Here is a 25,052-nt window from a genome sequence, read left to right on the forward strand (position 1 = left end):
ACTGGGGCGCCACTTTCACATGCCGTAGTCGTTGTACATGCGTGGGTGTCAGGTATCCGAAGTTAGGTACTTTGTCTGGCTTGGGCTTGACCTGCTTCTTTGTACCCTTGAGGGGGTATCTATTCGGCATGACGAGGGATCAAACGCTTCAATGGGGGTGGCCCGGGGCTCATTGATCACTGTCCGTGACCGACGCGCTTCCGGGCGCGCGTGTCCCCCGCTGACTTTCAAGGAGTACCAACACGTGACACTGGTGAACGACGCGGCTCCCGCAGTGCGATCCACGGGTCGCAAGTTCCGCGCCTTCACGGCGAAGCACCTCGACGAGCTCACCGCTCGCGCGGGGCTGTCGCCCGAACAGCAGCTCGCGACCCGGGCGGTGGCGACGGTCCTCCCGTTTCGGACCAACCAGTACGTGCTAGACGAGCTCATCGACTGGTCGGCGGCACCCGATGACCCGATCTACCGTCTGGTCTTCCCGATGGCGGACATGCTCCCCGCCGAAGACGTCGCACACCTCTCGGACCTGCTCCGGAAGGAGGCCCCCAAGGCCGAGGTCGAGGCGGCCGCGCACGCCGTCCGGATGAAGCTCAACCCCCATCCGGCCGGGCAGATGGAGCTCAACATCCCGAGCTTCGGCGACGGCAAGATCCCCGGCCTCCAGCACAAGTACGACGAGACGATCCTGTACTTCCCCAAGCAGGGGCAGACCTGTCACGCGTACTGCACGTACTGCTTCCGCTGGGCGCAGTTCGTCGGCGAGGCCGACCTCAAGATGGCCGGGGACGACACCCAGCAGCTGCGCGACTACGTGCTCGCCCACCCCGAGGTGACCAGCGTCCTGTTCACCGGCGGCGACGCCATGATCATGGGTGAGCCCGTCCTGCGCCGCTACGTCGAGCCGCTGCTCGACCTGGAGCAGCTCGAGTCGATCCGCATCGGCACCAAGTCGCTGGCCTACTGGCCGCAGAAGTTCGTCACCGACCCGGACGCCGACGACATGCTCCGGCTCTTCGAGCAGGTCGTGGAGTCGGGCAAGAACCTGGCCTTCATGGCGCACTTCACGCACCCGCGGGAGCTGGAGCCGCTGGTCGTCACCGAGGCGGTCCGCCGGATCCGCGACACCGGCGCGGTCATCCGCACCCAGGCGCCGCTGATCCGCACGATCAACGACGACCCGAAGGTCTGGGAGTCGATGTGGCGCACCCAGACCCGGATGGGGATGATCCCCTACTACTTCTTCGTGGAGCGCGACACGGGCCCGCAGGACTACTTCGCGGTGCCGCTGGCCCGCGCGTACGAGATCTACCGGGACGCCTACCAGAACGTCGCCGGGCTCTCCCGGACGGTCCGGGGACCGTCCATGTCGGCGACCCCGGGCAAGGTGTGCGTCGACGGCGTGCTCGACCTGATGGGCGAGAAGGTCTTCGCGCTGCACTTCATCCAGGCGCGGAACGCCGACCTGGTCGGCACGCCGTTCTTCGCCAAGTACGACCCGGACGCGGTCTGGCTGGACGACCTCAAGCCCGCCTTCGCCGACCGGTTCCCGTTCGAGTCCTGATCCCAGCAGGCCTCATCCGGCTCGTTCCACGCGGCGGGCCGTTCGTGCGACCCCGCACGAGCGGCCCGCCGCGGCCGTTCTCACCGCTCGGCGCGCGGCCGTTCTCACCGCTCGGCGCGCAGGGCCGCGCAGGTGAAGCGGGCCAGGCGGGCGGGGAGGTCGGCCGGGTCGAGCCGGGAGACGAAGATCCAGGACAGCACCGCGCCGCCGAACACGGCGTGGAACAGCTCCACGTCGGGCATGGCGGCCAGCTCGCCGCGGTCGACGGCCCGCCGGAGGACGAGCTCGTCGCCGGCACGTTCCGGCTCGATGAGGAGCTCGGCGAAGCGGCCGGCCAGCGCGGCGTCGGTGCCCAGCTCGCCGAGCAGGCCGAGCAGGCCGTTGGAGGCCGCCGGATGGGAGAGCCGGGCGACGACCGTCTCGGCGAGGACGGTCAGGTCGCCGAGCAGCGAACCGGTGTCGGGCGTCGCCGGCACCGTCCCCTCGACGGCCGCCGCGAGGACCATCTCCTGCTTGGTGGCGTACCGCCGGTAGATCGCCGCCTTGCCGATGCCGGCCCGGCGGGCCACCGCGTCCATGGTCAGCCCGTGGTGGCCGGCCTCGGCGAGGAGCTCCCGGGTGGCCGAGGTGATGGCCTCGTCCACCCGGGCCTCCCGAGGTCGCCCGGTGCGCGACGGGGACCGATGTCTGGCCACGTCCCCATCATACGAACCCGGCGGTTCCGGAATCAGTGGCCGTAGACGGGCACGATCGACGCGCGCGCGAGCGTGTGCGCGGTGATGTTGAAACCCGCGACGGCGGGGGAGACGTTCGAGTCGATGCCGAGCGTTTCGACGTCCAGCGCGTGCACCGTGAAGACGTAGCGGTGCGGGGCGCCGGGCGGGGGCGCGCTGCCGCCGAAGGCCTTGACGCCGTAGTCGTTGCGCGCCTGCACGCCGATCTTGCCGTCCTCGGCGCCGGCGCCGGTGGGCAGCTCGGTCACGTCGGCCGGGACGTCGAACAGCACCCAGTGCCAGAAACCGCTGCCGGTCGGCGCGTCCGGGTCGTAGCACGTCACCGCGAAGCTCTTGGTCTCCGCGGGGAAGCCCGACCAGCGCAGCTGCGGCGAGAGGTTCCCGCCACTGAAGCCCCAGTCGTCGAACACGTGCTTGTCGCTCAGCTGCCGGCCTTCGGTCACGTCGTCGCTCTCGACGGTGAACGACGGGACCTGGGGCAGGTGCTCGTGCGGAAGCGGCGCGGGCATGGCGACCTCCTCGTCATGGGGAACGTTCGTCTCGGAAGACGTTCTTGTCTCATGCCCATACCTATCAGGCTCAGGTTTTCACGGCTCCCATGGTGAATCCGGTCACGAAGCGGTCGAGGAAGAGGTTGAACACGAACGCGATCGGCACCGCCATGATCACGGTCGCGGCCTGGAGCGACTGCCAGAAGAAGACGTCGCCGCGGATCAGCTGGGTGGGCACGCCGGTGCTGACGACCATCTCCGGGCTCGCCGACACGAACGCCAGCGCGTAGACGAACTCGCTCGCGGTCAGCGTGAAGCTGAAGACGACCACCGCGACGATGCCGGGGAAGACCAGCGGCAGGACGGCCCGGCCGAACGCGCCGAGGCGGCTGTAGCCGTCGACCATCGCCTGCTCCTCGACGTCCTTGGGCACCGCCTTCAGGAAGCCGATCAGCAGCCACACCGACACCGGCACGGTGATCGTCGGATAGACCACGACCATCGACCAGATCGTGTCGTCCAGGCCCAGCGCGACCACCACGCGGGTCAGGGACAGGAAGAGCAGCGACGGCGGCACCAGGTAGACCAGGAAGATCGCGATGCCCATCGGGGTGCCCCACGGCCGGTTGAGCCGCGCCAGGGAGTAGGCGGCGGGCAGCGCCAGCACCAGCGTGAGGACGACCACCAGCGCGCCGACCAGCAGCGTGTTGACCACGAACGTGAGGAACGGCGTGTCGGTGAGCAGGAACGTCACATGGTCGGGCGTCGCGGGCTCGTTGAACAGGAACGGGCTGCTCTCGGGGTTGTAGAGGTCGCGGTTCTGCTTGAAGGCGCTGACGGCGCTCCACAGGAACGGCAGGGCGCACACCAGGGCCGCCACGAGCGCCGCCCCGTACACCCCGCACCGCGCGAGCACGTGCCGGATCGCGTAGCGCCGCCGCAGCCGCGCCACCTCGCGCGCCGCCTGCCGCTGCGCCCCGTTGGTGATCAGGCCCGTGCTCATCGCGACTCCAGGGTCACTGCGACTCCAGGTCCACCGCGTCTCCGGTTCACTGGGACTCCAGCCGTCGTACGGCGCGCAGGATCGCGACCGCGCCCGCGAGCAGGATCGGGAAGAGGAACAGCGCGATCGCCGCGCCCTGGCCGACGTCGCCGCCCTCGATGCCGCGGAAGTAGGCCCAGGACGCCAGCACGTCGGTCGAGTGCGTCGGGCCGCCGCGCGTCAGCACGTACGACACGGTCATGTCGGTGAACGTCATGATGGCGCCGAACAGCCCCGCGACCGCGATGACCGGCAGCGTCAGCGGGATCGTCACCTCGAACATGCGCCGCCAGTAGCCCGCGCCGTCGATGCGCGCGGCCTCCTGGATGTCGTTCGGGATGGCGACCAGCCCGGCCATGACGATCACCGCGGCCAGCGGGGTCAGCCGCCACACCTGCACCGCGATGACGGAGATCATGGCGGTGGACGGGCGGCCCAGCCACACCACGTTGGTGTCGAGCACGCCGATCTGCCGCAGGACCCAGTCGACCGGCGAGTAGATCGAGTCGAGGAACCACAACCACGAGATCGTCGACAGCGCCACCGGGGTCGTCCACGGCAGCAGCACCAGGAAGCGCACGAACCACTTGCCGTGGAAGTCGGCGATCAGGATGTTGGCCAGCACCTTGCCGAGCAGCACGATGAACACCATCGAGATCGCGGTGAACACCAGCGTGTTGACCAGCGACCGCCAGAACACCCGGTCGTCGAAGACGGCGTCGAAGTTGTGGAACCCGACGAAGTCGAAGGACGGGTCGCCGGTCGTCACGTCCGAGAACGCGAACGCGATCGCCAGCACGAACGGCACCCCGACGAGCGCGATGATGTAGATCACCGACGGCAGCAACATCGCCCAGGCCAGGAAGCCCTCCCGGTCGGCGAGCCCGGGCTTGGCCGCCCGCGCCGGGGGCCGCTCCCCGTCGGGCGCCTTCGTGGTCCGGCCGCCGCGCCGCAGCCGCGCGTGCGTCACGGGCCGCCCCCGTCGCCGATGCGGACGGCCGAGGTGCGGCCGCCCTGCTCCGCGTCGAAGAACCGCAGCCGTCCCGCCACCACCGCGAAGTCGTGCGTCTCGCCCGCGGCCAGCGGCGTGGTGACGGTCGCGGGCAGCCGCGCGATCACCCGGGTCTCGGCGCCGATGCCCGTCACCGTCCCGTACACGTGCCGGTCGCCGGAGAGGTACTCCATGCGCTCGATCCGCAACGGCATCGTGACGCGCGCGTCGTACGGCACGTTCTCGGCGGGGAGCAGGTGCTCGGGCCGGAACCCGACCAGCCGGTCGGCGCGCTGCACGAGGTTCATCGGCGGCGACCCGATGAAGGTCGCGACGAACGTGTCGGCCGGGTCGTCGTAGACCTCGACCGGCGTCCCGACCTGCCGCACCCGGCCCTTCTCCAGGACCGCGATCCGGTCGCCCAGGCCCATCGCCTCGGCCTGGTCGTGGGTGACGTAGATGGTGGTGGTCCCGATCTGCTCCTGGAACCGCTTGAGCTCGTCGCGCGCCGTCGCGCGCAGCTTGGCGTCCAGGTTGGACAGCGGCTCGTCCAGCAGGAACACCGCCGGGTCGCGGACGAGCGCCCGCGCCAGTGCCACCCGCTGCCGCTCGCCGCCCGACAACTGCCGCGGCTTGCGCCCCAGCAGCGGCTCGATGCCGAGCCTGGACGCCGCGTCCTTGGCCTTGCGCTCGCGCGGGGCGCGCGGCATCTTCTCCGCCTTCAGCGGGAAGACGATGTTGTCGAGCACCGACTTGTGCGGGTAGAGCGCGTACGACTGGAACACCATCGCGACCTGCCGGATGCGCGGCGGCAGCCCGTTGACCACGTGCCCGCCGATCAGGACCTCGCCCTCGGTCGGCTGCTCCAGCCCCGCGATCGTGCGCAGCAACGTCGTCTTGCCGCACCCGGACGGACCGAGCAGCACGAGGTACTCACCCGGCTCGGCGGCCAGGTCGACCCCCGCCAGGGCGTGCACCTCGTCGCCCTTGCGCCCGCGCCGCCGCAGATGCCCGTCGAACGTCTTCACCAGATCCCGAACCTCGACAGTGTTCATTGGCTCGCTCCGCTCGCTCGCGGCCGGCCGCCTTTCGCGGCGGCTTCCCTCGTCGCTCCGGTCGCAGGCTCCCTGCGCTCCTCAGTCCAGCCACCGCGCGGCCGCCCGCGGTGTTCATTGGCTCGCTCCGCTCGCTCGCGGCCGGCCGCCTTTCGCGGCGGCTTCCCTCGTCGCTCCGGTCGCAGGCTGGCGGTCAGCCACCTACGAGGCCTCTCGCGCGCCAGTTCTTGAAGATCGCGTTGATCTGCCGGTCGGCCTCGGCGACCGCCTCCTTGGCGCTGACCTGGCCGCGCGCGGCGCGGCCGAACATGGTCGGCAGGACGTTGGTGTTGAAGATCTCGCCGATCGCCGGGTTGGACGGGCCGGGGTAGCCGATGTTGGCGCTCCAGGACGTGGCGGTCTTGAGCAGGGAGAGCTTGTTGGCGGGCTTGGCGCCGAACGGGTCGTTGTCGAGCCAGCCGTTCAGCTGCGGGACGAGCGACGGCCAGCCGGGCAGGTCGTAGAGCTCGGAGTTGTAGGTCACCGCGGGGAAGTTGGCGGTGTAGTGCAGCAGGAACTCCTTGGCCGCGTCGGCGTTCTTCGCGTGCTTGGGGACGATCCACTGCTGGATGACGTGCTGGGCGGCCATCGCCGCGCGCGGGCCGCGCAGGGCCGGGACGAAGAAGATGTCGTCACCGATCTTGGGGTTGGTGCCCATCGCGGTGCGCCAGGCCGAGATCGAGTTGAGGATGTAGGACGACTTGCCGGCGATCAGCGCCTGGTTGTTGGAGGCGGGCACCCAGGAGAAGACCTCGTTGGTCTCGGCCTGCTTGAACAGCCGGGTCATGAAGTCGACGGCCGCGACCGTGGCGTCGGAGTTGATCACGACCTTCTCGTTCTGGTCCTGCTCGGACGCCCCGTACGACCACAGCAGCGCCCGCGCCGCCATGTTGGAGTCGGTCTCGGGGGACAGGCCGATGCCGCACGGCACGCCCGTGGTGCGCTTGATCTCCGACGCGCCGCGCAGCAGCTCGTCCCAGCTGCCCGGCCCGTTGGGCAGCCCGACCTTCTCCCACATCGACTTGCGGTAGTCGCCGGGGTCGGGAGACCAGCCGGGGGTGTAGCAGTAGAAGCGCTTGGTGTTGGGGTTGTAGCTGGACTTGCGGCACAACTCCAGCTGCGGGCCCCACCGCCGGGTGGCCTCCTGCACCAGGTCGGTCATGTCGAGCACGGCCGGCTCGTACTGGGAGAACGGCGCGATGTGCTGGATGACGTCGTGGCCCTGCCTGGCCTGGATCTCCGAGGCGGCGCGGCGCGGCACGTCGACGGTGTTGATGTGGTCGACCCGGACGGACACGCCGACCTGCTTGCCCCAGTCGGCCACGAACTTGTCGAACCACTTGTCGTGCCGCGGCACGAAGTGGCTCCACATGAGGATGCTGAGCGAGCCGCCCAGTTTCCGGGTGGGAGCGGTGAAGACCTCCTTCGGTGCCTGGCCGGTGTTCTTCGCCTGGGGGCCGCTGCTCTCGCTCGCGCATCCCGTCGCAATGCCCGCGGCTCCCATGGCCAGCGCCGTGGATTGCAGGAAGCCGCGTCTGCTCAGCTGCTCGGACATGGGGGAGTCTCCCTCGCCGCTGAAGGTCTTCCCTTCGAAGTTAGATCGGCAAGGGCGTCTCATCCAGAGGCGAACGGGTAACTCTATGTAACCGTGGCCACTCGCGTCGCAAGGGCCTCACGGGCCCCAGGGGCAGCTACTTCCCGGTGGCGTCGGTGTAGGCCTTGAGGACTTCCTTGGGGTCGCCGTCCATCTTGATGCGGCCCTCGTCGAGCCAGATGACCCGGTTGCAGGTCTCCTCGATCACGTCGAGGTTGTGGGCGACGAGGAAGACCGCGCCGGCGTCCTCCCGCAGCTCGTCGATCTTGGCCTTGCTGCGCCGCTTGAACTTGGCGTCGCCGGTGGCGAGGGCCTCGTCGATGAGCATCACGTCGTGGGTGCGGGCCGCGGCGATCGCGAACCGCAACCGGGCGCCCATGCCGGAGGAGTACGTCGACATCGGGTAGTCGATGAAGCCCGGCTTGAGATCGGCGAACTTGACGATCTCGTCGTACTTCTTCTTGGTCTCCTCGGGCGTGAGGCCCATGGCCAGGCAGCCCAGCACGATGTTGCGGGAACCGGTCAGGTCGCGCATCAGCGCCGCGTTGACGCCCAGCAGGGACGGCTGGCCGTCGGTGTAGACGCCGCCCCCGGCCGGCGGCAGCAGGCCCGCGATGGCCTTGAGCAGGGTCGACTTGCCGGAGCCGTTGGTGCCGACGACGCCGATGGCGTCGCCGCGGTAGGCGATGAAGGAGACGCCGCGGACGGCGTGGATCTCTTTCATCTGCGGCCGGTTCTCCCGCTTGACGACGCGCATCAGCGCGGTCGCGGCGTTGCCCCGGCCGCCGCCGGAGCCGTAGACGCGGTAGATGATGTGGAGGTCGTCGACGACCACGATCGGCTCCCGCGCGGGATCGATCGACACCGCGGGCTGTGACTCGGACACCGGGGTCTTCTCCTTGAGCGCCTTAGCCACGCCCGTACCTCTCCTCCGCGCGGTGGAAGTACCAGAATCCCCCGACGAGAGCGATCACGGCCCACGCGACCGCGTACCACCACAGATGCGTGTCGGCCCATCCCCACTTCGGCAGGTCCTTGGTGCGGTAGGACTCGATCAGCGAGGTGCGCGCGAGCTCGACGTAGACCGACCCCGGATTGGCCTTCAGGAGCTCGACCAGCCAGGGGTGGTCCTTGAGGCGCTCCTGGGCGATCGCCGGGATCGCGAAGATGACCCCGGACGCGTACAGCCAGGTGCGCAGGACGAACGGCAGCAGCTGCTGGACGTCGGGGGTGAACGCGCCGATCCGCGCCAGCACCAGGCTGAGGCCCATGTTGAAGCACATCTGCAGCATCAGCGTCGGCACGATCAGCAGCATGAAGAACGAGGGCGGTTCGCCGAACGCGAAGAGCAGCGTGAACAGCACCACCATGGAGATCAGCAGCTGCTGGAGCTCGACGATCACGTGCGCGAACGGCAGCGAGGCGCGCGGGAAGTGCAGCGCCCTGATCAGCGACAGGTTGCCATTGATCGACTTGGCTCCGGCCGTCACCGAGCGCTGGGTGAAGGTGAAGACGAAGACCCCGGTCATGAGGAACGGGATGTAGTCGGTGACGTCGCGGCTCTGGTTCAGCAGCAGGCCGAAGATCAGGAAGTAGACCGCGACGTTCAGCAGTGGCGTGAGGACCTGCCAGAGCTGCCCCAGGCGCGAGCTGGTGTACATCGAGGTGGTCTTGGCGGAGGCGAAGTTCCAGATGAACGTTCGCCGTTGCCAGACCTGCTGGACGTACATGCGCAGCGGGGGGCGGGCCGCGCTCTGCTTCAGCCCGTGGCGGGCGGCGAAGGCGGCCAGCGACTCGGTGCTCTGCCCGTTCATTCGAGGAGACTCCGCGATCGATCCGACCGGCTCGCCACCCGAGGAGCTGAGCCCTTCCGGGTGACTCATGCCGGGAAGCCTATTGCAGTCCACGTTGTGTGAGTGACGTTCGCCCACATGTGACCCCCGCATTGTGATCTTAGGGGAATCATGTCGGGTTCCCTGGGGATACCCCCGTCATGCACGCAAATCGCGGGAGGCGAGAGCGGCGGGCCCTGATCGTGACAGTGGTGGCGCCGCCCGTGCCGGGCGTTGATCATGGCAGAACGGTCCTTCGCCGCCTGGCGAAGATCGACAGACTCGCGTTCGACCAGGTGGCGGCTGCCCATCTGCCGGGACTCGAGTACGTGCTTCCGAGGTTGTCGCGGTTCGCCGACCACGGTGTGTTGTGGTTCACGATCGCGGCCGGGATGGGGCTCACCAGGCGGGCGACCCTGCGGCGGGCGGCGCTGCGGGGCGCCGTCGGGATCGCGGTGGCCAGCCCGGCCGTCAACCTGCTCGGCAAGCACGCCTTCCGGCGCAAACGCCCGGTCGTCGACCTGGTCCCCCCGATCCGCATCCGCTGGAAGCTGCCCACCTCGCACGCGTTCCCGTCGGGCCATTCGGCCTCGGCCGCCGCGTTCGCCGCCGGGGTGGCGATGGAGGCGCCCCGGTCGGTCGCCGTCCCGGTCGCCGCCACGGCCGCCGCGGTGGCGTTCGCCCGCGTCTACACCGGCGCGCACTACCCGGGAGACGTGCTGGCGGGGCTGGGCATCGGCGCGCTGGCAGGGATCGGCACGCGGCTGGTCTGGCCCGCCCGGCCGCCGGTGGCGCGGGTCTCCCGGACGGTCCCGGTCCCCTCGACGGTCAGCGAGGCAGGGCAGGGACTGTTCGTGGTGGTCAACGGCAAGGCCGGCGGCGGTGACCAGGGCCGGCCCCAGGAGTCCGGCCGCGGGTCGCGGCCGTCCGGACGCGCCCTGATGCCGGGGCGGACCGAACTGGACCTCGCCGTCCTGATGCGGGAGTTCCCCAAGGTGGAGATCCGCCGCGTCGCCCCCGACGAGGACATCGACAAGGTGCTGGAGGAGGCGGCGTCCAAGGCCGAGGTGCTGGGCGTCATCGGCGGCGACGGCACGATCAACGCCGGGGCCCGCGCGGCGCTGCGGCACGACATCCCGCTGCTTCCCATCCCGGGCGGCACGTTCGACCACTTCGCCCGGGCGCTCGGCATCGAGACGCCGGCCGACGCGGTCGCCGCCTACAGGGACGGCTGCCTGGCGCGGATCGATGTGGGATCGATCACATCGCGCGACGGCGGCGAGGAGCTGATCTTCCTCAACACGGCGAGCTTCGGCGCCTACGCCGAGCTGGTCCACCGGCGCGAACGCCTCCAGGACCGCCTGGGCAAATGGCCCGCGCTGGCGGTGGCCGCGACGCGCACGCTGCGCCACTCCGAGCCGCTCGACATGGTCGTGGACGGCCGCAAACGGCGGGTGTGGATGGCGTTCGTCGGCAACGGGATGTACGGGTCACGCGGCGCGGCGCCCACCTGGCGGGAGCATCTGGACGACGGGCGGCTGGACATCCGCATGATCACGACCGGCGGCCGGGTGCCGCGGATCAGGGCCCTCGCGGCCGTGCTGGTCGGGCACCTGCACATCACTCCCGGTTACCGGTCGTGGGACTCCGGCGAGATGGACCTGATCCCGTTGAACGGGCGGCTTCAGGTGGCCCGCGACGGCGAGCTGTCGAAGGTGGCCGGCGCGGTCCGGTTCACCAAACGGGCCGGCGCGCTGGCGGTCTTCTGCCCGCGGCCGGCCCGCTGAGAATTCCCCTCCTATTCATCTCCCCGGCCGAAGGCGAGCTCGCACCGGCGCAGCCCGGCGACGACGGAGGATCCGTTGTACGCGGGCTCGCCGGCGACCTCGATCCGCCCGTACCGGGCGCGCAGGGCCTCCAGCGCCAGCCTGATCTCCATCCGGGCCAGTGCGGCGCCCAGGCAGAAGTGCGGTCCGAAGCCGAAGGCGAGATTGACGGCGCCGTGCCCGCGCCCCGCGTCGAAGCGCCCCGCGTCCGGCCCGAACGCGGCCGGGTCGCGGTTGGCCGCCCCGTAGAGCAGCATCACCTTCTCGCCCGCGGCGATCCCGGCGCCGCCCAGCGTGACGTCCCGGGTGGCCGTCCGGAGGAAGTAGACGACGGGGGAGGTCCAGCGGAGGATCTCCTCGACCGCGGCGGGAAGGTCCGCCGGTTCCGCCCACTGCCCGGGGTCGCGGGCGAACGCCAGCAGCCCGCCCGACAGCGAGTGCCGGGTCGTCTCGTTCCCGGCGACCAGCAGCTGGATCAGGAACATGACCAGTTCCATGTCGGTGAGCTTGTCGCCGTCCAGCTCCAGGGTGGCCAGTTGCGAGATGACGTCGCCGCGCGGGTCGGCCCGCCGGGCGTGCGCCTCCTGGATCAGGTACGTACCGCACTCGATCCGCAGGGTGTCGCGCTCGGCGTCGGTCAGATCCGGGTCGGCGCCCGGCACGATCGCCTCGGACCAGGCGTGGAAACGTTCCCAGTCCGCCTCGGGGATGCCGAGCAGCAGGCAGATGACCTGCAGCGGCAGCGGCACGGCGAACCGCGAGACCACGTCGAACGGCTCGCCGTCCGGCACCGTCGCCAGGAGCGCGTCGATCCGCTCCCGCACCGCGCCCTCCAGCCCGCGCAGCACCGAGGGCCGGAACGCCGGGGCGACCAGGCCGCGGTAGCGCGTGTGGTCCGGCGGATCGGTGTGCATGATCGTCGGCGGCGCGTCGTACGAGTGGCCCATCTCGGGGATGAGGATGCCGTCGCGCGACCGGTAGGTCGCGGGGTCGCTGACGGCCGCCTGCACCTCGGCGTGCGTGCCCACCACCCACAGCGGCAGCTCCGGATGCCGCACCGGCGTCCGCTCCGCGTGCAGGAGCGCGTACAGCTCCGCCGGGTGACCGTCCCCGAACGAGCCGTCCGGGAAGTCCTTGGGGATCACGGCAGGATGCCGTCGGGGCGCGGGATGCCGGCGGCGTCGCACAGGGCGTGGTAGGCGTTGAGCGTCGACTCGCCGTCCACGATCCCGCTGATGCCGCCCTCGTCGTCGTACTCGATGAACGCGCCCTCGATGATGAAGAGGATGTCGGCGTCCTCCTCGATCGTCAGCGTGTGGATCGAGCCCGGCGGCTCGTGGATGAACGTGCCCGCCACGTAGTCGATGCCGTACTCGGCGTACTTCCAGCGCCCCGAGAACGTGTAGGCGTGCACGCTCCCGGTGTGCTTGTGCGTGGGCAGCCGGAAGGGCGCCTTGAAACGGTTGCGGACCACCCAGGTGTCCGGCGACACCCGGAGCACCTGCAGGCCCACCGGCCCGGCGTTCACCCACGGAAGGTCATCGGCGTGCACGAACCCGACCAGCGGGCCGATCGTCTCAGTCATGACCAAACGCTAGGTAGGTGGACCGGGCGGGCGCAAGACTTGTGCATGTTCGCCCAGGTTCGCCGGACTGTGGACCGGGTAGAGAGGTGAGCGGCACTACGGGGGGCAGTCTCATGGAGAGGGCGACAATGTCCACGGGAGTCGATCCGAACGCGCTCAGCGACGAGGATCTGCTGCGGGAGCTGGGGCACCTGTACGACACCAGGCTCGATGCCCTCAGGCACGCGGCCCTCCAGGCGTTCGGCGAGCACACCAAGCGCATGAACCTGCTGGAGGCGGAGTACGTGCGCCGCCGCCCCGCCCGGGAGATCGACCCCGGCCGGCTGCGCGCCGGCGCCCGCGCGCGCTAGGACGCGCTAGGACGCGCTAGGACGCGCCCAGCAGACCGTCGACCAGAGCACGCAGGGACAGCTCGAACAGCCGGTCCTCGTCGACCGGCCGGGCGAGCTCGTGGGCGAGGCCGGGCTCGATCCCGGTCTCGTCCGCGTCCTTCCACAACTCGCTCGTGGTGGGGTGCTGCTCGGGACCGCGGCGCACCGCGCGTTCCAGCAGCACGTACCCGACCACGTGATGCAGCACGGCGCGCACGACCAGCGCGCCGTTGCGGCCGCCCAGGCCCGCCGCGCCGACCTCGCGCGCCAGCGCACGCTCGGCGGGCAGCATCATCAGCGCCGCGCGCCCGTGCTCGTGGACGAGGGCGATCACGTGCGGATGGTCGTGGATCGTCCGCCGGAGCGCCTTGCCCACCGCGATGATCCGCTGCCGCGGGCTGTGCCCGGCCGGCGCCACGTCGCCGAGTTCGGCCAGCACCCGGTCCACGAGCTGGGCGATCAGCGCCTCGCGGTTGCCCACGTGCCAGTAGATGGCGGTGACCGCCACCCCCAGCTCGGCGGCGAGCCGCCGCATCGACAGCGCCTCGAGACCGTGCTCCTCGACGAGCCCCATGGCCGCGTCGAGCACCGTCTCCCTCGTCACCCGTGGCCCGTTCATCAGGGGCAACATTCTCGCCGAGCGATCGCGGGCCGGGACGGGTGGCCGGATGCGGCCGGAGGGGGTCGACGCGGGATCACGCCTCTGTAACGGTGTTACAGAGACCTCATCGAGGGGGTGCCACCCCAATGCCCCGTGTTCGTTACGGTCCACGTACCGCCGAGGAGCTCGAGGCCGCGCGCGCCGCGCGGGCCCGGATCCCCGACATCTGGTCGACCGGCGTCATCGCCGTCTGGGAGACCGACCCCGACGCCCTGGCGCAGGTGCTGCCGCCGCCGCTCCGGCCGGCCGGACGGCCGCTGGTCCGCGCCACGATCAGCCGGGTCGACCTGCCCGGCGGGCACGAGCTGGGCGCCGGATCGGTCGCCGTGCGCGCCGTGCACGGCTCGGTCGAGGGCGACTATCCGCTGGTCATGCCGATGACGACCGAACGGGCGCTCGTCGGCGGCCGGGAGGTGTTCGGCGAGCCCAAGAAGCTCGGCGACGTCGTCGTGCGGCGGGACGGCGACCACGTGAGCGCGGGCCTGAGCCGGCACGGCGTCTCGTTCGTGCTGGCGGGCGGCGTCGTCGCCGGCGAGCTGCCGCCGCCGGGACCGCACGAGAACGTCGACTTCTACTTCAAGTTCCTGCCCGCGCCGGACGGCGACGGCCTGGACGGCGACGCGGCCCTCGTGCACTGCACGCGCCGCGGGCGCACCCGGGCGTCGTGGCGGGTCGACGGCGAGGTCGTCCTCAACGAGTCGCCGTGGGACCCGGTGGCCGACCTGCCGGTCCGGCGGCTGGTCGAGATCACGCTGGGGGAGCGCACCTCCGTCCAGGAGGGCCGGATCGTGGAGCGGGTCCCCGCCGGCGCCGTCATGCCGTACGTCCACCAGCGCTACGACGACCCCATGCAGGTGCTCGACTCATGAGGCCGGCGGGGACGCCGCGCGAGCTGCGCGGGAAGGTCGCGGTCGTCACCGGCGGCGCCGGCGGCATCGGGCTGGCGATGGGGCGGGCGTTCGCCGCCGAGGGCATGCGGGTGGTGCTCGCCGACGTGGAGGAGACCGCGCTGGCCAAGGCGGCCGCAGAGCTCGGCGCTCTCGGCGTGCCGGCCGACGTCACGTCCGCGGAGTCGATGGAGGCGCTGGCCGCGCGGGTGTACGAGGCGTACGGCGCGGTGCACCTGCTCTGCAACAACGCCGGGGTGGGGCCCGCCGCGGCGCCGCCCCTCTGGGAGCAGGAGATCGGCGACTGGAGCTGGGGGCTCGACGTCAACGTGGTCGGCGTCCTGCACGGGCTGCGGGCGTTCGTGCCGCGGATGCTCGCCGGGGGCGAGGACGGCCACATCGTCAACACCGCCTCGGGCAACGGAGGCGTCGCGCCGATCCCGTCGGCCGCCGTCTACGCGGTGACCAAGGCGGCCGTCGTCACGTTGTCCGAATGCCTCTACGGCCAGCTGGACGGGACCCCGCTGGACGTCTCCGTGCTCTTCCCCGGCCCGCACATGGTGCGGACCGGGATCTTCACCGCCGAGCGCAACCGGCCGGAGCGGTTCGCGCGGACCGTGCCGGGCCCGCCGGCGCGGACGGCCGACGAGGTCGCCGAGGCGATGCGGGCGCACGGGCTGGAGCCCGCGTTCACGCCCGCCGAGGAGGTCGCCGCGCAGGTGGTCGCCGGGGTGCGCGAGGGGCGGTTCTGGATCCTGCCGCCCAGCGAGCGCACCGACTCGATGATCGACGCTCGTGCCGCGTCCATGCGCGGCCGATCCGCTCCCGGCTATCTCCGCCGATAGGGGAGACGCCGAGGGGACACCGAGGAGACACGCATGACCGAGCCCTATCTGATCATTTCGGCGGACACCCACGCCGGCCTGCCGACCGAGCTCTACCGCGACTACCTGGATCCCGAACGGCACGAGGCGTTCGACGGGTTCCTCGCCCAGCAGTCCGCGATCGCCGACGCGCGCAGGCGGCTGGGCCTGCAGAACGAGGAGTTCGCCGGCGCCTGGTTCGAGGAGCACGAGGAGGAGCTGCGGGCGGGCTGGGACGCGGCGCGGCGGGACCTGGAGCTGGACAAGGACGGCGTGGCCGGGGAGGTCGTCTTCCCGGACGCCGACGCGGTGGCGGGCGGCACCGCGGCGCCGTTCGGGGCCGGGCTCGGGATGGTCGGCGCCGACTACGAGCCCGCGCTGGCCCTGGCGGGCGCGCGGGCGCACAACCGCTGGCTGGCGGGCCTGTGCCAGGACTCTCCCGACCGGCGGCGCGGCGTCATCGTCGCGCCGGTCGTGGGCGACGTGGACGGCGCCGTGGCGGAGATCCGGCGGGCCCACGCGGACGGCCTGCGCGGCGGCATCATGATCCCGTCGATGTGGGGCGAGGGCGAGAAGCCGTACCACGACCAGGCGTACGACCCGGTGTGGGCGGTCTGCGAGGAACTCGGCCTGCCCGTCCACACGCACTCGGGCGCGGCGCCGCGGCACGAGCTGGGCACCCACCTGGGCCTGTACGTCACCGAGGTCGTGTGGTGGTCGGCGCGGCCGATGTGGTTCCTCATCTGGACGGGCGTGTTCGAACGCTTCCCCGGGCTGCGGTTCGGGGTGACGGAGTCGGGCGCCTGGTGGACGGGCACGCTGCTGTGGCAGATGGACGTGGCCTACGAACGCGAGCACGGCACGCGGAAGCTGGCCTCGTTCGGCGAGCACATGAAGCGTCGCCCGTCGGAGTACTTCGACGCGCACTGTTTCATCGGCATGTCGACACCGAAGCGCCGGGAGTTGTCGTCGCGGTACGAGATCGGCGTCGGCAACCTGCTGTGGGGCAACGACTTCCCGCACCCCGAGGGCACCTGGCCGCACACCCGGGACTGGCTGGCGCACGCGTTCGGCGACATCCCGGTGGACGAGACGCGCGCGATGCTCGGCGGGACGGCGGCGGAGACGTACGGCTTCGACGTGGACGCGCTGCGCCCGCTCGCCGACCGCATCGGCCCGACCCCGGCCGACCTCGGCCAGGACCAGGCCGACGGCTCCATCTGGGACCAGGCCAGGGAGACGGGCCGCCACTGGTTGACGGGGCCGGACATCCCGGCTGTCGTGGGTGCTCAACGGCGAAGCCGCCCAGCGCCTCCGGGGGGTGTGGGGGGCCGTCCCCCCACGGACGGCGGGGTGGGTGCGGCAAGGAGGACACGATGAGCAACCAGATCGTCATTTCGGCCGACTCGCACGCGGGTGCCGACCTGCTCGACTACCGGCCCCATCTGGAGTCACGGCTCCACGACGAGTTCGACGCGTGGGCGAAGGCCTACGTGAACCCGTTCGCCGACCTCCAGGCGCCGGAGGCCTCCCGCAACTGGGACTCCGGCCGGCGGCTGCGGGAGCTCGAGGAGGACGGCATCGTCGCCGAGGTGCTCTTCCCCAACACGGTCCCGCCGTTCTTCCCGTCGGCGAACCTCACCGCGCCGCATCCGACCGCCGAGGAGTACACGCTGCGCGCGGCCGGCCTGCGGGCGCACAACCGGTGGATGGCCGACTTCTGCGCGCAGGCGCCCGGCCGCCGGGCCGGCGTCGCGCAGATCATGCTGAACGACGTGGACGACGCGGTCGAGGAGATCCGCTGGGCGCACGCGGCCGGGCTGACCGGCGGCGTGCTCGTCCCCGGAGTGGCGCCCGGCGCGTCGGTGCCGCCGCTGCACTCCGAGGTGTACGACCCGATCTGGCGGACGTGCGCCGAGCTGGGCATGCCCGTCAACCACCACGGCGGCACCGGGGCGCCCGGCCTGGAGCCCAACCCGGTGTCGCTGGCCGTCTTCATCGTCGAGGTGAGCTGGTACGCGCACCGCGCGCTCTGGCACCTCATCTTCGGCGGCGTCTTCGAACGCCATCCGGACCTGCGGTTCGTGCTGACCGAGCAGGGGTCCGACTGGATCCCCGGCGTGCTGAAGACGCTCGACTACTACCACTCGCGGTTCCGTTCGGGCGACGCGACGGCGGAGGCGAAGTTCGGCGGCCCCGCGGCCTCCAAGCTCTCCCTCAGGCCGAGCGAGTACTTCGCGCGCAACTGCCACGTGGGCGCCACGTTCATGAAGCCGTCGGAGATCCCGCTGCGGCACGACATCGGCGTCGAACGGATCATGTGGGGCAGCGACTTCCCGCACGACGAGGGCACCTATCCCTACAGCCGGGAGGCGCTGCGCCGCACGTTCCACGACGTCCCGGCCGACGAGAGGCTCGCCATCCTCGCCGGGAACGCGGCCCGGGTGTACGGCTTCGACCTCGCCGCGCTGCGCCCGCACGCCGACCGGGCCGGACCGTCCGAACGCGAGCTCGCCGAGCCGCTCACCGAACTGCCCGCGGGCGCCACCAGCCCGGTCTTCAACCCGGAAACGATCATCAGGGCCTGGTGAGGCGAACCTCCCCGGAACGGCAAAGCTTCGCAAGATAGCTCGCCTGGTGGTGCCGCCGGTCCGGGGCACCGTGCCACGCTGTGTCCTCCCCCCGGCCGACAGGTCAAGTGACGACTCGGGTGCGTCATCGGGGGAGGTGTGGCCGCGCCGTGAGCGGTGCGAGACGAGCCAAGCCCGCCGTACGGGGAAGACACGGCAGGCATCGGGGCAACGAGGAGACCGCGCGGATCCATCGAGGCCAGCCGGGTCTCGGCGAGTGCGCGCTGCGCTGGTGGCCGTACGTCGCGGGCATGCTCGCGGCGACGATGCTCCTGCTCGGCGCCTATCTGGTGGCGGGCACCGGGCCGGACTCCCGGGGGGCGGCGGCGGCCGAACGCGCGGTCGTGCCCGGCGGGGCGGCGCCCGTGGCCGACCCGGCCGGGCAGTCCGGCCGGCGGACGGCCCGGCAGCCGGTCCCGGCGCCGGACGGGCCGACGCCGCAGATGCGGGCGCTCGGCATCCATCAGCGGATCAGCTCGTACACCACGAGCTTCCGGGCGGGCGAACCGCGCGTCCGCAACATCCAGGTCGGCGCCGCCAGGCTGGACGGCACGGTGGTGCGGCCCGGCGCGACGTTCTCGTTCAACCGCGTCGTCGGCCCGCGCACCCGGGGCCGCGGCTACGTCCCGGCGCCGGCGATCCTCGGCGAGCGGATGGTGGACGACGTCGGCGGCGGCATCTGCCAGGTCTCGGCGACCCTGTTCAACGCGGTCTTCGACGGCGGCATGAAGATCCGCGAGTCGAGGGCGCACTCGATGTGGCTGCCCGAGTACCCGAAGGGCAGGGAGGCGGCCGTCGCCTACCCGCAGCTCGACTTCACCTGGCACAACGACTCCGGGCACCCGGTGATGGTCCGCGCCACCCACACGCGGACGACGCTGACGGTCAGCCTGTGGGGCACCCGCCGGTTCGACGTGCGCGCCGAACGTTCCAAGCCCTACAGGTTCGTCCCGTTCAGCAGGTCGGTCGACCGCGGCAGGCGATGCGTCGCCATGCCGGGCGGGCGCGGGTTCCAGGTCGACGTGTGGCGCGTCCTGTCGGACGGGGGCCGCCACCTGCGCCGCGAGCGCTTCCACACCGCCTACCGCCCCCAGCCCCAGGTCCGCTGCACCTAGGGCTCCTGTGCCTAGGGTGGGCGCATGACGCTGAACGAGGGCACGCACGAGCTGGGGCCGGGCGACGGGCGGCTGCTGCTCACGACCAGTCGCAGCGGGCTGGGCCGCCGTGCCGGCCACGACCTCACCATCGAGGCGACCCGCTGGTCGGCGACCGCCGTCGTCGGCGCCGAGCCCGGCTCCTCCTCGGTCGAGGTCGAGGTGGAGGTCGACGGCCTGGAGGTGCGGGAGGGCACGGGCGGCGTGCTGCCGCTCTCGGACGGCGACCGCGAGGAGATCGGGAAGAACCTGCGGAAGGTGCTCCAGTCCGGCCGGCATCCGACGATCGTCTTCCGGTCGACCGCCGTCGAGGGGACGGCCGCGGCGTTCACGGTCACCGGCGAGCTGACCGTCGCGGGCCGGTCCGGGCCGCTGACCGTCGAGGCGGCGGAGTCGGACGGGAGGCTGCGCGGCGGCGCGACGGTCCGGCAGTCGCGCTGGGGCGTCAAGCCCTACTCGGCGTTCTTCGGCGCCCTCAAGCTGGCCGACGACGTCGGCGTCACCTTCGACCTGCCGGCCTGACCGGCCGCATCGGCTCCGGCGTCGTGCCGGTACGCGGCGGCGCGGGCGTACTGGTCGTCCAGCGACCGCGGGAACGGCACCACGCGGTGCTTGGCCCGCCACGGGGCGAACTGCCGGACGGTGTTGAACCCCGCCGCCGTGATGATCCGTTCGGCGCGGGACGCCAGCGGCCAGACCGGGTAGACGTCGAGGTGGGCGACGCCGTCGGGCAGGGCGGACGGCCGGTGCGGCGCGGCCAGGGTGAGGCGCGGGAGCAGTCCCTCCATCGCGGCCGTCTCCCGCGCGTACGCGAGGAGTTCGAGGATCTCGGCGTCCGGGCCGGAGTGCACGATGAGCCAGCCGTCCAGATCCGCGCCCGGTTCCGCGCCGGCGGCGGGCTCGGGCGGCTCGGGGTCGGTGAGCCGGAGCGGCGTGGTCTCGGCCGACACCGCCTCCAGATGGGCGAGGTGGCGCGGGTGCAGCGGCTCCAGGACGAACGTGCGGTCGAACCGCGGCGGGGCGTCGGGGAGCAGCGGGCGGTAGGCGTCCCAGCGCAGCAGCCGGGCGAGGTGGGTGACCCGTGTCCCGTCCGGGACGGCGTCCGCGGTGAGCTCACCGCGCAGGCCCGCCGGGAACGCGTCGATGATCACCTCGGCGGGCGCCAGCCCGGCGAGCGTCGCCGCCGTCCAGCCGTTCAGCCCGGCCCGGTCGAGGCCGGGCGGCGGACGGCGGACCGGCACGTCGCCGACCACCCGCGGGTCGGCGGCGAACGGCGAGCCGGACAGGATCGTCACCGGCCGCCCGCCGTACCCCAGGGTGTGCAGCGCGGCCCGCACCCGGGTCAGGTGCCCGAGCCCGTCGCCCTCCGCACAACACACGATCAAGGGCCGGACACCTCGGCGAGGACGGCCCGGTAACCCGCGGTCTCCGCCTCCGGGGTGAAGTCGCGGCGGACCCGCTGCTCACCGGCGGCGCCGAGCCCGGCCAGCTCCGCTTCGCTCGCGCGGGCCGCCCGGTCGATCGCGGCCCGGCAGGCGTGCGCGTCGCCCGCCGGGAAGGTGAAGCCGATCTCGTCGTCGGCCACGTCGGCCAGGCCGCCCGCGTCGGAGGCCAGCAGCGGCACGGCGAGCGCCGCCGCCTCCAGCGCCACGTTCGGCATGCCGTCATAGAACGACGGCAGCGCCGCCAGGTCGCAGGAGGCGTAGACGGACGGCAGCTCGTAGCGGTCCATGAACGGGAGCACCGAGTGGGGTACCGCGTCGCCGCGCGCGGCCAGCCAGGCGGCGACGCTCTCCTCCACCTCGCCGACCAGCAGCAGGTGGAACGCCTCCGCGTGGCCGGAGGCCCACAGCGCGTCGAGCAGGAAGCCCACGCCCTTCTTGGTCTTGAGCTGCCCGATGAGCCCGATCGTGCGGCGTCCGGGGACGACGTGCGCGGCGCGCCAGGCGGCGGCGCGCTCGCGTTCGGACGGCAGGACGCCCCAGTCGGTGGTGTCGACGCTGTTGGGCACGAAGGTGACCGCCGCGCCCGGCGCGAGCGCCGCCACGAGCGGCCGGTGCGAGCGGGCGACGACGCAGACCCGCGCGGAGGCGGCGAGGGCGTCGCGCAGCACGTCCCGTCGGCGCGCCGAGAACGCGCCGATGTCGATGTCGTTGCCGCGCAGCAGCGTGACCAGCGGCGCCCCGAGCAGCGCCGCGTACATCGGCGCGCCCAGCATCGCGTAGGCGCCGCCGAACGCAACGACGTGGCCGTACGGGGTGCCGTCGGCGGCGAGCACCGTCCACAACCGCCGCAGCGCGTGCTCGGGATCGTTGTCCAGCGGGGCGGTCAGCAGCCGCCCGCCGTGCTCGCGCTCGATCCGCCAGGGACGGTCGCGCCGGGTCAGATGGGCGACGTCGATCTCCAGCCCGGCGCCGCGCAGGCCGCGCACGATGCGGTCGCACGACTGCGCCATGCCGCCCTGGCTGGGCGGGTAGTGCTCGGTGACCCAGAGGACGCGCGGCATCAGCTGTCCACGAAGCCGGTGTCGTCGTCCGAGCCGAAGTCGCCCGAGCCCGACGACCAGTCGTCGCCGGGGTTGAACGTGCCGCGGTCGTAGGAGTCCATGCCGGCGTACCAGGCCGTGTCGCTGTAGGTCTGCGAGGTGCGGTGGTAGTGGTACCGCCGGTACGTGCCGACCCAGCGCGGATCGTGCGGGTCGTTGGCGCCGTATCCGGCCGCGGCGGCGCACGACGGGCAGAGCCCGTTCACGTCCACGTGCCGGCCGCAGATCGGCTGGTGACACTGCGGGCACGACGCGACGGCGGCCTGGCCGCAGCGGCCCAGCACGAAGAAGCCCGTGGTCACGGAGCAGGGAGTCACCGGGTCCTCCTCGTGGCGCCCGGCGGCGTCCACCGGAACAGCTCGGTCATCACGTGCAGGATCTGGTCGGGCAGCGCCCGCTCGTCCCCGGTCGCGACGATCTTGGCGCTCGTCCGGATCAGCGTCCTGGGCCCGCCGCGCACCTTGACCGCGATCCAGCCCGGCGGCCGGGTCGGCGGCCGCCGGGGGACGGCGTCCTTGGGCAGCTTCCGCGAGACCGTGACCCGGTGGACCGTCTTGGTCTTGGTCTTCCACTTGTGCTTGCCCCGGGGGTTCACCTTGTGGATCTTCCGGTAGCGCACCCGGTCGGTCACGGACAGCTCGACGACGCCGCCGTCGCGGAGCTCGGCCCGCATCCGCAACCAGGGGTCGTGCGACCACCACTCGGTGACGCTGCGGACCCGCCGGTCCCGGCCGGGGTACTTCTGCTGCTGCGACAGCTTGCCCTGGACGTCCGGCCCGCGCAGGTCGGCGGTGACGCCGAGCATGCCGTCGGGGCTCATGTCGGCGCCGAACACGCGCAGCAGCGGCACCAGCACGCCCTTGGCGCGGGCGGGCGGAGCCCACCTGCGCCGCCGGACCTGCGCGTCATGCCCGGCCAGGCTCTGGATGAGCTGCTCCCAGTCGGCCGGGCGCATCGTGACCGACAGGCCCTTGTGCCAGATCAGCTGCTGGTGCAGGGGGTGGAACGTCTCGATCGCTGCCTTCTGCTTCCGCCAGAACACCGGAACCTCCACCCTGATTCGGGGCGATCGTACGGTAGACACCGGCGAGGCGCCCGCGAGAATGCGGCCAGGTCAGGCCGTCCTCGATCCGTTTCCGGGCACGGTCGCCCATCGCCCGGGCCTCGTCCGGATACTCCAGCAGGACCCGCACGGCGCGGGCGAGCGCCGCCGGCCGGTCGGCCGGCACCAGCCGGCCGTGCTCGCCGTCGGTCATCAGCTCGCGCACCGCGGGCAGGTCGGAGGCGACCACGGGGGTCGCCGCGGCCATCGACTCCAGCACCTTCAGCGGCGCGCAGCCCTGGTCGAGGTTGCGGGCGCAGCCGGTCAGCGGCGCGACCGACACCTCCGCGTTCGCCAGCCAGGCGGCCACCTCGTGGTGCGGCAGCGTGAACAACCAGTCGATCCGCCCGTCCACGCCGAGCCGTTCGGCCAGGCGCCGCAGCGGCCTGGCGCGCCGTTCCGGCACCGAGGAGCAGATCACCAGCCGCAGGTCCGGCAGGTCGGCGAGCCGGGCGAACGCCCGCAGCAGCACGTCGAGCCCCTGCCACGGCTGGAGGGCGCCGACGTAGATCAGGTAGCGGCCGGGGGCGCCGCCGGGACGCGGCGGGCGCGGCGCCGGGGCGGCGCCGTTCGGGAACGGGGCCGGGGCGGCGCCGTTCGGGACGAGGGTGATCTTGCGGTCCGGCACCCCGAGCCCGGCCACCGCCGCGGCGATCACGTTCGACGGCACGATCACGGCGTCGCTGCGGTCCAGGCAGAACCGTTCCAGCTCGCGGATCTTGGCCAGCGTGCTCGGCGCGGTGTGCGGCCAGGTGTGCCGCATCTCGATCGACGGCAGCCCGTTCACCTCGAACACCACCCGGTGCCGCCGGCCCGGCGCGGTCACCGCGGGCAGCGCGCCCCAGGGGTCGCGGACATGGCAGATCTCCAGCGTCGCCAGATGCGGCGCGAGGTGGCCGGCGACCCAGGCGGAGAACGCCTCGGCGCGGTCGATCAGGTTGGGGATCGCGGCCTCGAACCGGGCGATCTCACGGTCGCCCTCCCGCTGGTAGCGAGGCAGGCCACCGCCGCCGATCACGGCCAGCAGGCCGCCGCCGAAACGGGTGAACAGCTCGTCCGCCATCTGCGCGATGTGGACTCCGGACCCCTTGCTGGAGGGGAACCGGTCGAAGGCGATGTAGGCCGCGCGGTGCCGGATCACCGGGCGCCCTCCGCCCGCAGCGACCGGTGCCAGGCGATCTGGTCGCGCAGGCCGTCGGCCAGGCCGATCTCGGCCCGCCATCCCAGCAGCCGCGCCGCCCGGCCGGTGTCGGCCCAGGTACGTTCGGCGTCCCCGGCCACCGGATCCTCGCTGTGCGTCCGGGCCTCGACGCCCAGCGCGCCGGTGATCAGGCCGATCGCCGCGCGGACGGGCACCGGGTCGGTGCCGCCGATGTTGATCGCGACGCCCGGCGGCAGGTCGGTCTCGGCCGCCGCGACCGTCGCCCGCACCACGTCCCGGACGTGGGTGAACGAGCGGGACCCGCGGCCGTCGCCGAAGACCGGCAGCGGGCGCCCGTCCAGCGCCGCCTCGACGAACCGGTGGAACGCCATGTCGGGACGCTGCCGCGGCCCGTAGACCGAGAAGTAGCGCAGCACGACCGCGGGGAGGCCGTCGCGGACGGCGCATCGGGTGAGCCGCTCGACCTCGGCCTTGCTCTCGGCGTACGGGCTGGCCGGAGCGAGCGGGTCGTCCTCGCGGTGGGGCCGGTGCCCGGCCGACCCGTACACCGACGAGCTGGACGCCACCACCACGCGTGGCCGGCGTTCGGCGCAGGCCGCCAGCAGCCGCCGGGTCGCGAGGACGTTGTCGCGCCGGACGACCGCCCGGCCCGCGCCCCACGAACTGCGGATGCCGGGCCGTCCGGCCAGGTGCACGACGGTGTCGGCCTCGCCGAGCTTGGCGAGGTCGTCCTCGGCCAGGTCGGTCTCGATCGGCGTCACGCCGGGGACCTCGGCGAGCCCGGCCCAGCGGCGCCGTGCCGCCTCGGGCGCGAGCGAACGGGCGGGCGCGTCGACGGCCAGCACCTCATGCCCGGCCCCCGCCAGCGCCTCGGCCACATGGCTCCCGATGAACCCGGCCGCTCCCGTCACCACCACCCGCACCCGT

26 protein-coding genes are annotated in these 25,052 nt (G+C 72.3%); 9 read left to right on the forward strand and 17 right to left on the reverse strand.

Going from position 1 to position 25,052, the window contains the following annotated elements:
- Positions 1-244: 244 nt before the first annotated feature.
- Positions 245-1,561, forward strand: a complete 1,317-nt coding sequence (locus ABZ810_RS34845; RefSeq protein WP_358410534.1) for a lysine 2,3-aminomutase — start codon at positions 245-247, stop codon at positions 1,559-1,561.
- 104 nt (positions 1,562-1,665) lie between these two features.
- Here the strand turns inward: ABZ810_RS34845 and ABZ810_RS34850 are convergent, their stop codons facing one another.
- The 8 genes from ABZ810_RS34850 to ABZ810_RS34885 all read right to left on the reverse strand — a co-directional run bounded on the left by ABZ810_RS34850 (position 1,666) and on the right by ABZ810_RS34885 (position 9,390).
- A complete protein-coding gene (locus ABZ810_RS34850) occupies positions 1,666-2,256 on the reverse strand; it encodes a TetR/AcrR family transcriptional regulator (protein ID WP_358410536.1) in 591 nt (196 codons plus the stop codon).
- A gap of 32 nt (positions 2,257-2,288) precedes the next feature.
- Positions 2,289-2,804, reverse strand: a complete 516-nt coding sequence (locus ABZ810_RS34855) for a YbhB/YbcL family Raf kinase inhibitor-like protein (RefSeq protein WP_358410538.1) — start codon at positions 2,802-2,804, stop codon at positions 2,289-2,291.
- Positions 2,805-2,874: 70 nt separating this feature from the next.
- Positions 2,875-3,789 (reverse strand): carbohydrate ABC transporter permease, encoded by a 915-nt coding sequence (locus ABZ810_RS34860; RefSeq protein ID WP_358410540.1) that lies wholly within the window; start codon positions 3,787-3,789, stop codon positions 2,875-2,877.
- 46 nt (positions 3,790-3,835) lie between these two features.
- Complete coding sequence (locus tag ABZ810_RS34865; protein ID WP_358410542.1) at positions 3,836-4,798, reverse strand: sugar ABC transporter permease; 963 nt, start codon at positions 4,796-4,798, stop codon at positions 3,836-3,838.
- Positions 4,795-5,874, reverse strand: coding sequence for an ABC transporter ATP-binding protein (locus ABZ810_RS34870; RefSeq protein WP_358410544.1), 1,080 nt, complete (start codon positions 5,872-5,874; stop codon positions 4,795-4,797). The genes ABZ810_RS34865 and ABZ810_RS34870 overlap by 4 nt, the downstream gene beginning before the upstream one ends.
- Positions 5,875-6,067: 193 nt before the next feature.
- Entirely contained in the window at positions 6,068-7,468 is a 1,401-nt protein-coding gene (locus ABZ810_RS34875; protein ID WP_358410546.1) for an extracellular solute-binding protein, read from the reverse strand.
- Positions 7,469-7,604: 136 nt separating this feature from the next.
- Positions 7,605-8,393 (reverse strand): ABC transporter ATP-binding protein, encoded by a 789-nt coding sequence (locus ABZ810_RS34880; protein WP_358410802.1) that lies wholly within the window; start codon positions 8,391-8,393, stop codon positions 7,605-7,607.
- A gap of 22 nt (positions 8,394-8,415) precedes the next feature.
- Complete coding sequence (locus ABZ810_RS34885; RefSeq protein WP_358410548.1) at positions 8,416-9,390, reverse strand: ABC transporter permease; 975 nt, start codon at positions 9,388-9,390, stop codon at positions 8,416-8,418.
- A 245-nt stretch (positions 9,391-9,635) separates the two neighbouring features.
- On the opposite strand from ABZ810_RS34885, the gene ABZ810_RS34890 reads away from it, so the two are divergent.
- Positions 9,636-11,126, forward strand: coding sequence for a phosphatase PAP2 family protein (locus tag ABZ810_RS34890; protein WP_358410550.1), 1,491 nt, complete (start codon positions 9,636-9,638; stop codon positions 11,124-11,126).
- An 11-nt stretch (positions 11,127-11,137) separates the two neighbouring features.
- Here ABZ810_RS34890 and ABZ810_RS34895 read toward each other — a convergent pair whose 3' ends face one another.
- Together ABZ810_RS34895 and ABZ810_RS34900 are read right to left on the reverse strand one after the other, a co-directional pair.
- Positions 11,138-12,310 carry a cytochrome P450 gene (locus tag ABZ810_RS34895; protein WP_358410552.1) on the reverse strand — a complete coding sequence of 391 codons (1,173 nt, stop codon included), beginning with the start codon at positions 12,308-12,310 and terminating at the stop codon, positions 11,138-11,140.
- Positions 12,307-12,750, reverse strand: a complete 444-nt coding sequence (locus ABZ810_RS34900) for a 2,4'-dihydroxyacetophenone dioxygenase family protein (RefSeq protein WP_358410554.1) — start codon at positions 12,748-12,750, stop codon at positions 12,307-12,309. Before ABZ810_RS34900 ends, ABZ810_RS34895 begins: the two co-directional genes overlap by 4 nt.
- A 128-nt stretch (positions 12,751-12,878) precedes the next feature.
- Here ABZ810_RS34900 and ABZ810_RS34905 point away from each other — a divergent pair, with 128 nt between their 5' ends.
- Positions 12,879-13,100 carry a DUF6158 family protein gene (locus ABZ810_RS34905; RefSeq protein ID WP_358410556.1) on the forward strand — a complete coding sequence of 74 codons (222 nt, stop codon included), beginning with the start codon at positions 12,879-12,881 and terminating at the stop codon, positions 13,098-13,100.
- 16 nt (positions 13,101-13,116) lie between these two features.
- On the opposite strand, the gene ABZ810_RS34910 is transcribed toward ABZ810_RS34905, so the two are convergent.
- Positions 13,117-13,740 carry a TetR family transcriptional regulator gene (locus ABZ810_RS34910; protein WP_358410558.1) on the reverse strand — a complete coding sequence of 208 codons (624 nt, stop codon included), beginning with the start codon at positions 13,738-13,740 and terminating at the stop codon, positions 13,117-13,119.
- A gap of 128 nt (positions 13,741-13,868) precedes the next feature.
- Between ABZ810_RS34910 and ABZ810_RS34915 the strand changes: the two genes are divergently transcribed.
- The 6 genes from ABZ810_RS34915 to ABZ810_RS34940 all read left to right on the forward strand — a co-directional run bounded on the left by ABZ810_RS34915 (position 13,869) and on the right by ABZ810_RS34940 (position 19,838).
- On the forward strand, positions 13,869-14,651 hold the full coding sequence (locus ABZ810_RS34915; RefSeq protein ID WP_358410560.1) for an acetoacetate decarboxylase family protein: 783 nt from the start codon (positions 13,869-13,871) through the stop codon (positions 14,649-14,651).
- Positions 14,648-15,514 carry an SDR family NAD(P)-dependent oxidoreductase gene (locus ABZ810_RS34920; protein WP_358410562.1) on the forward strand — a complete coding sequence of 289 codons (867 nt, stop codon included), beginning with the start codon at positions 14,648-14,650 and terminating at the stop codon, positions 15,512-15,514. The genes ABZ810_RS34915 and ABZ810_RS34920 overlap by 4 nt, the downstream gene beginning before the upstream one ends.
- Before the next feature lie 33 nt (positions 15,515-15,547).
- Positions 15,548-16,912, forward strand: a complete 1,365-nt coding sequence (locus ABZ810_RS34925) for an amidohydrolase family protein (protein ID WP_358410564.1) — start codon at positions 15,548-15,550, stop codon at positions 16,910-16,912.
- Positions 16,909-18,123 carry an amidohydrolase family protein gene (locus ABZ810_RS34930; RefSeq protein ID WP_358410566.1) on the forward strand — a complete coding sequence of 405 codons (1,215 nt, stop codon included), beginning with the start codon at positions 16,909-16,911 and terminating at the stop codon, positions 18,121-18,123. The genes ABZ810_RS34925 and ABZ810_RS34930 overlap by 4 nt, the downstream gene beginning before the upstream one ends.
- A gap of 149 nt (positions 18,124-18,272) precedes the next feature.
- Positions 18,273-19,277 carry a VanW family protein gene (locus tag ABZ810_RS34935; protein ID WP_358410568.1) on the forward strand — a complete coding sequence of 335 codons (1,005 nt, stop codon included), beginning with the start codon at positions 18,273-18,275 and terminating at the stop codon, positions 19,275-19,277.
- A gap of 24 nt (positions 19,278-19,301) precedes the next feature.
- On the forward strand, positions 19,302-19,838 hold the full coding sequence (locus tag ABZ810_RS34940) for a YceI family protein (protein ID WP_358410570.1): 537 nt from the start codon (positions 19,302-19,304) through the stop codon (positions 19,836-19,838).
- Here the strand turns inward: ABZ810_RS34940 and ABZ810_RS34945 are convergent.
- The 6 genes from ABZ810_RS34945 to ABZ810_RS34970 are packed head-to-tail and all read right to left on the reverse strand — an operon-like array spanning position 19,769 to position 25,048.
- Positions 19,769-20,695 (reverse strand): hypothetical protein, encoded by a 927-nt coding sequence (locus ABZ810_RS34945; RefSeq protein WP_358410804.1) that lies wholly within the window; start codon positions 20,693-20,695, stop codon positions 19,769-19,771. The two genes, ABZ810_RS34940 and ABZ810_RS34945, sit on opposite strands and share 70 nt — an antisense overlap.
- 2 nt (positions 20,696-20,697) lie before the next feature.
- Positions 20,698-21,822, reverse strand: coding sequence for a glycosyltransferase family 4 protein (locus tag ABZ810_RS34950; protein ID WP_358410572.1), 1,125 nt, complete (start codon positions 21,820-21,822; stop codon positions 20,698-20,700).
- Entirely contained in the window at positions 21,822-22,178 is a 357-nt protein-coding gene (locus ABZ810_RS34955; RefSeq protein WP_358410574.1) for a hypothetical protein, read from the reverse strand. Before ABZ810_RS34955 ends, ABZ810_RS34950 begins: the two co-directional genes overlap by 1 nt.
- Complete coding sequence (locus ABZ810_RS34960) at positions 22,175-22,876, reverse strand: hypothetical protein (protein WP_358410806.1); 702 nt, start codon at positions 22,874-22,876, stop codon at positions 22,175-22,177. The genes ABZ810_RS34955 and ABZ810_RS34960 overlap by 4 nt, the downstream gene beginning before the upstream one ends.
- Complete coding sequence (locus ABZ810_RS34965; RefSeq protein ID WP_358410576.1) at positions 22,767-24,104, reverse strand: glycosyltransferase; 1,338 nt, start codon at positions 24,102-24,104, stop codon at positions 22,767-22,769. Before ABZ810_RS34965 ends, ABZ810_RS34960 begins: the two co-directional genes overlap by 110 nt.
- A complete protein-coding gene (locus ABZ810_RS34970; RefSeq protein ID WP_358410578.1) occupies positions 24,101-25,048 on the reverse strand; it encodes an NAD-dependent epimerase/dehydratase family protein in 948 nt (315 codons plus the stop codon). The genes ABZ810_RS34965 and ABZ810_RS34970 overlap by 4 nt, the downstream gene beginning before the upstream one ends.
- Positions 25,049-25,052: the final 4 nt, after the last annotated feature.

The organism is Spirillospora sp. NPDC047279, assembly GCF_040643285.1.
In the GTDB taxonomy this organism is placed as follows: Bacteria; Actinomycetota; Actinomycetes; order Streptosporangiales; family Streptosporangiaceae; genus Spirillospora.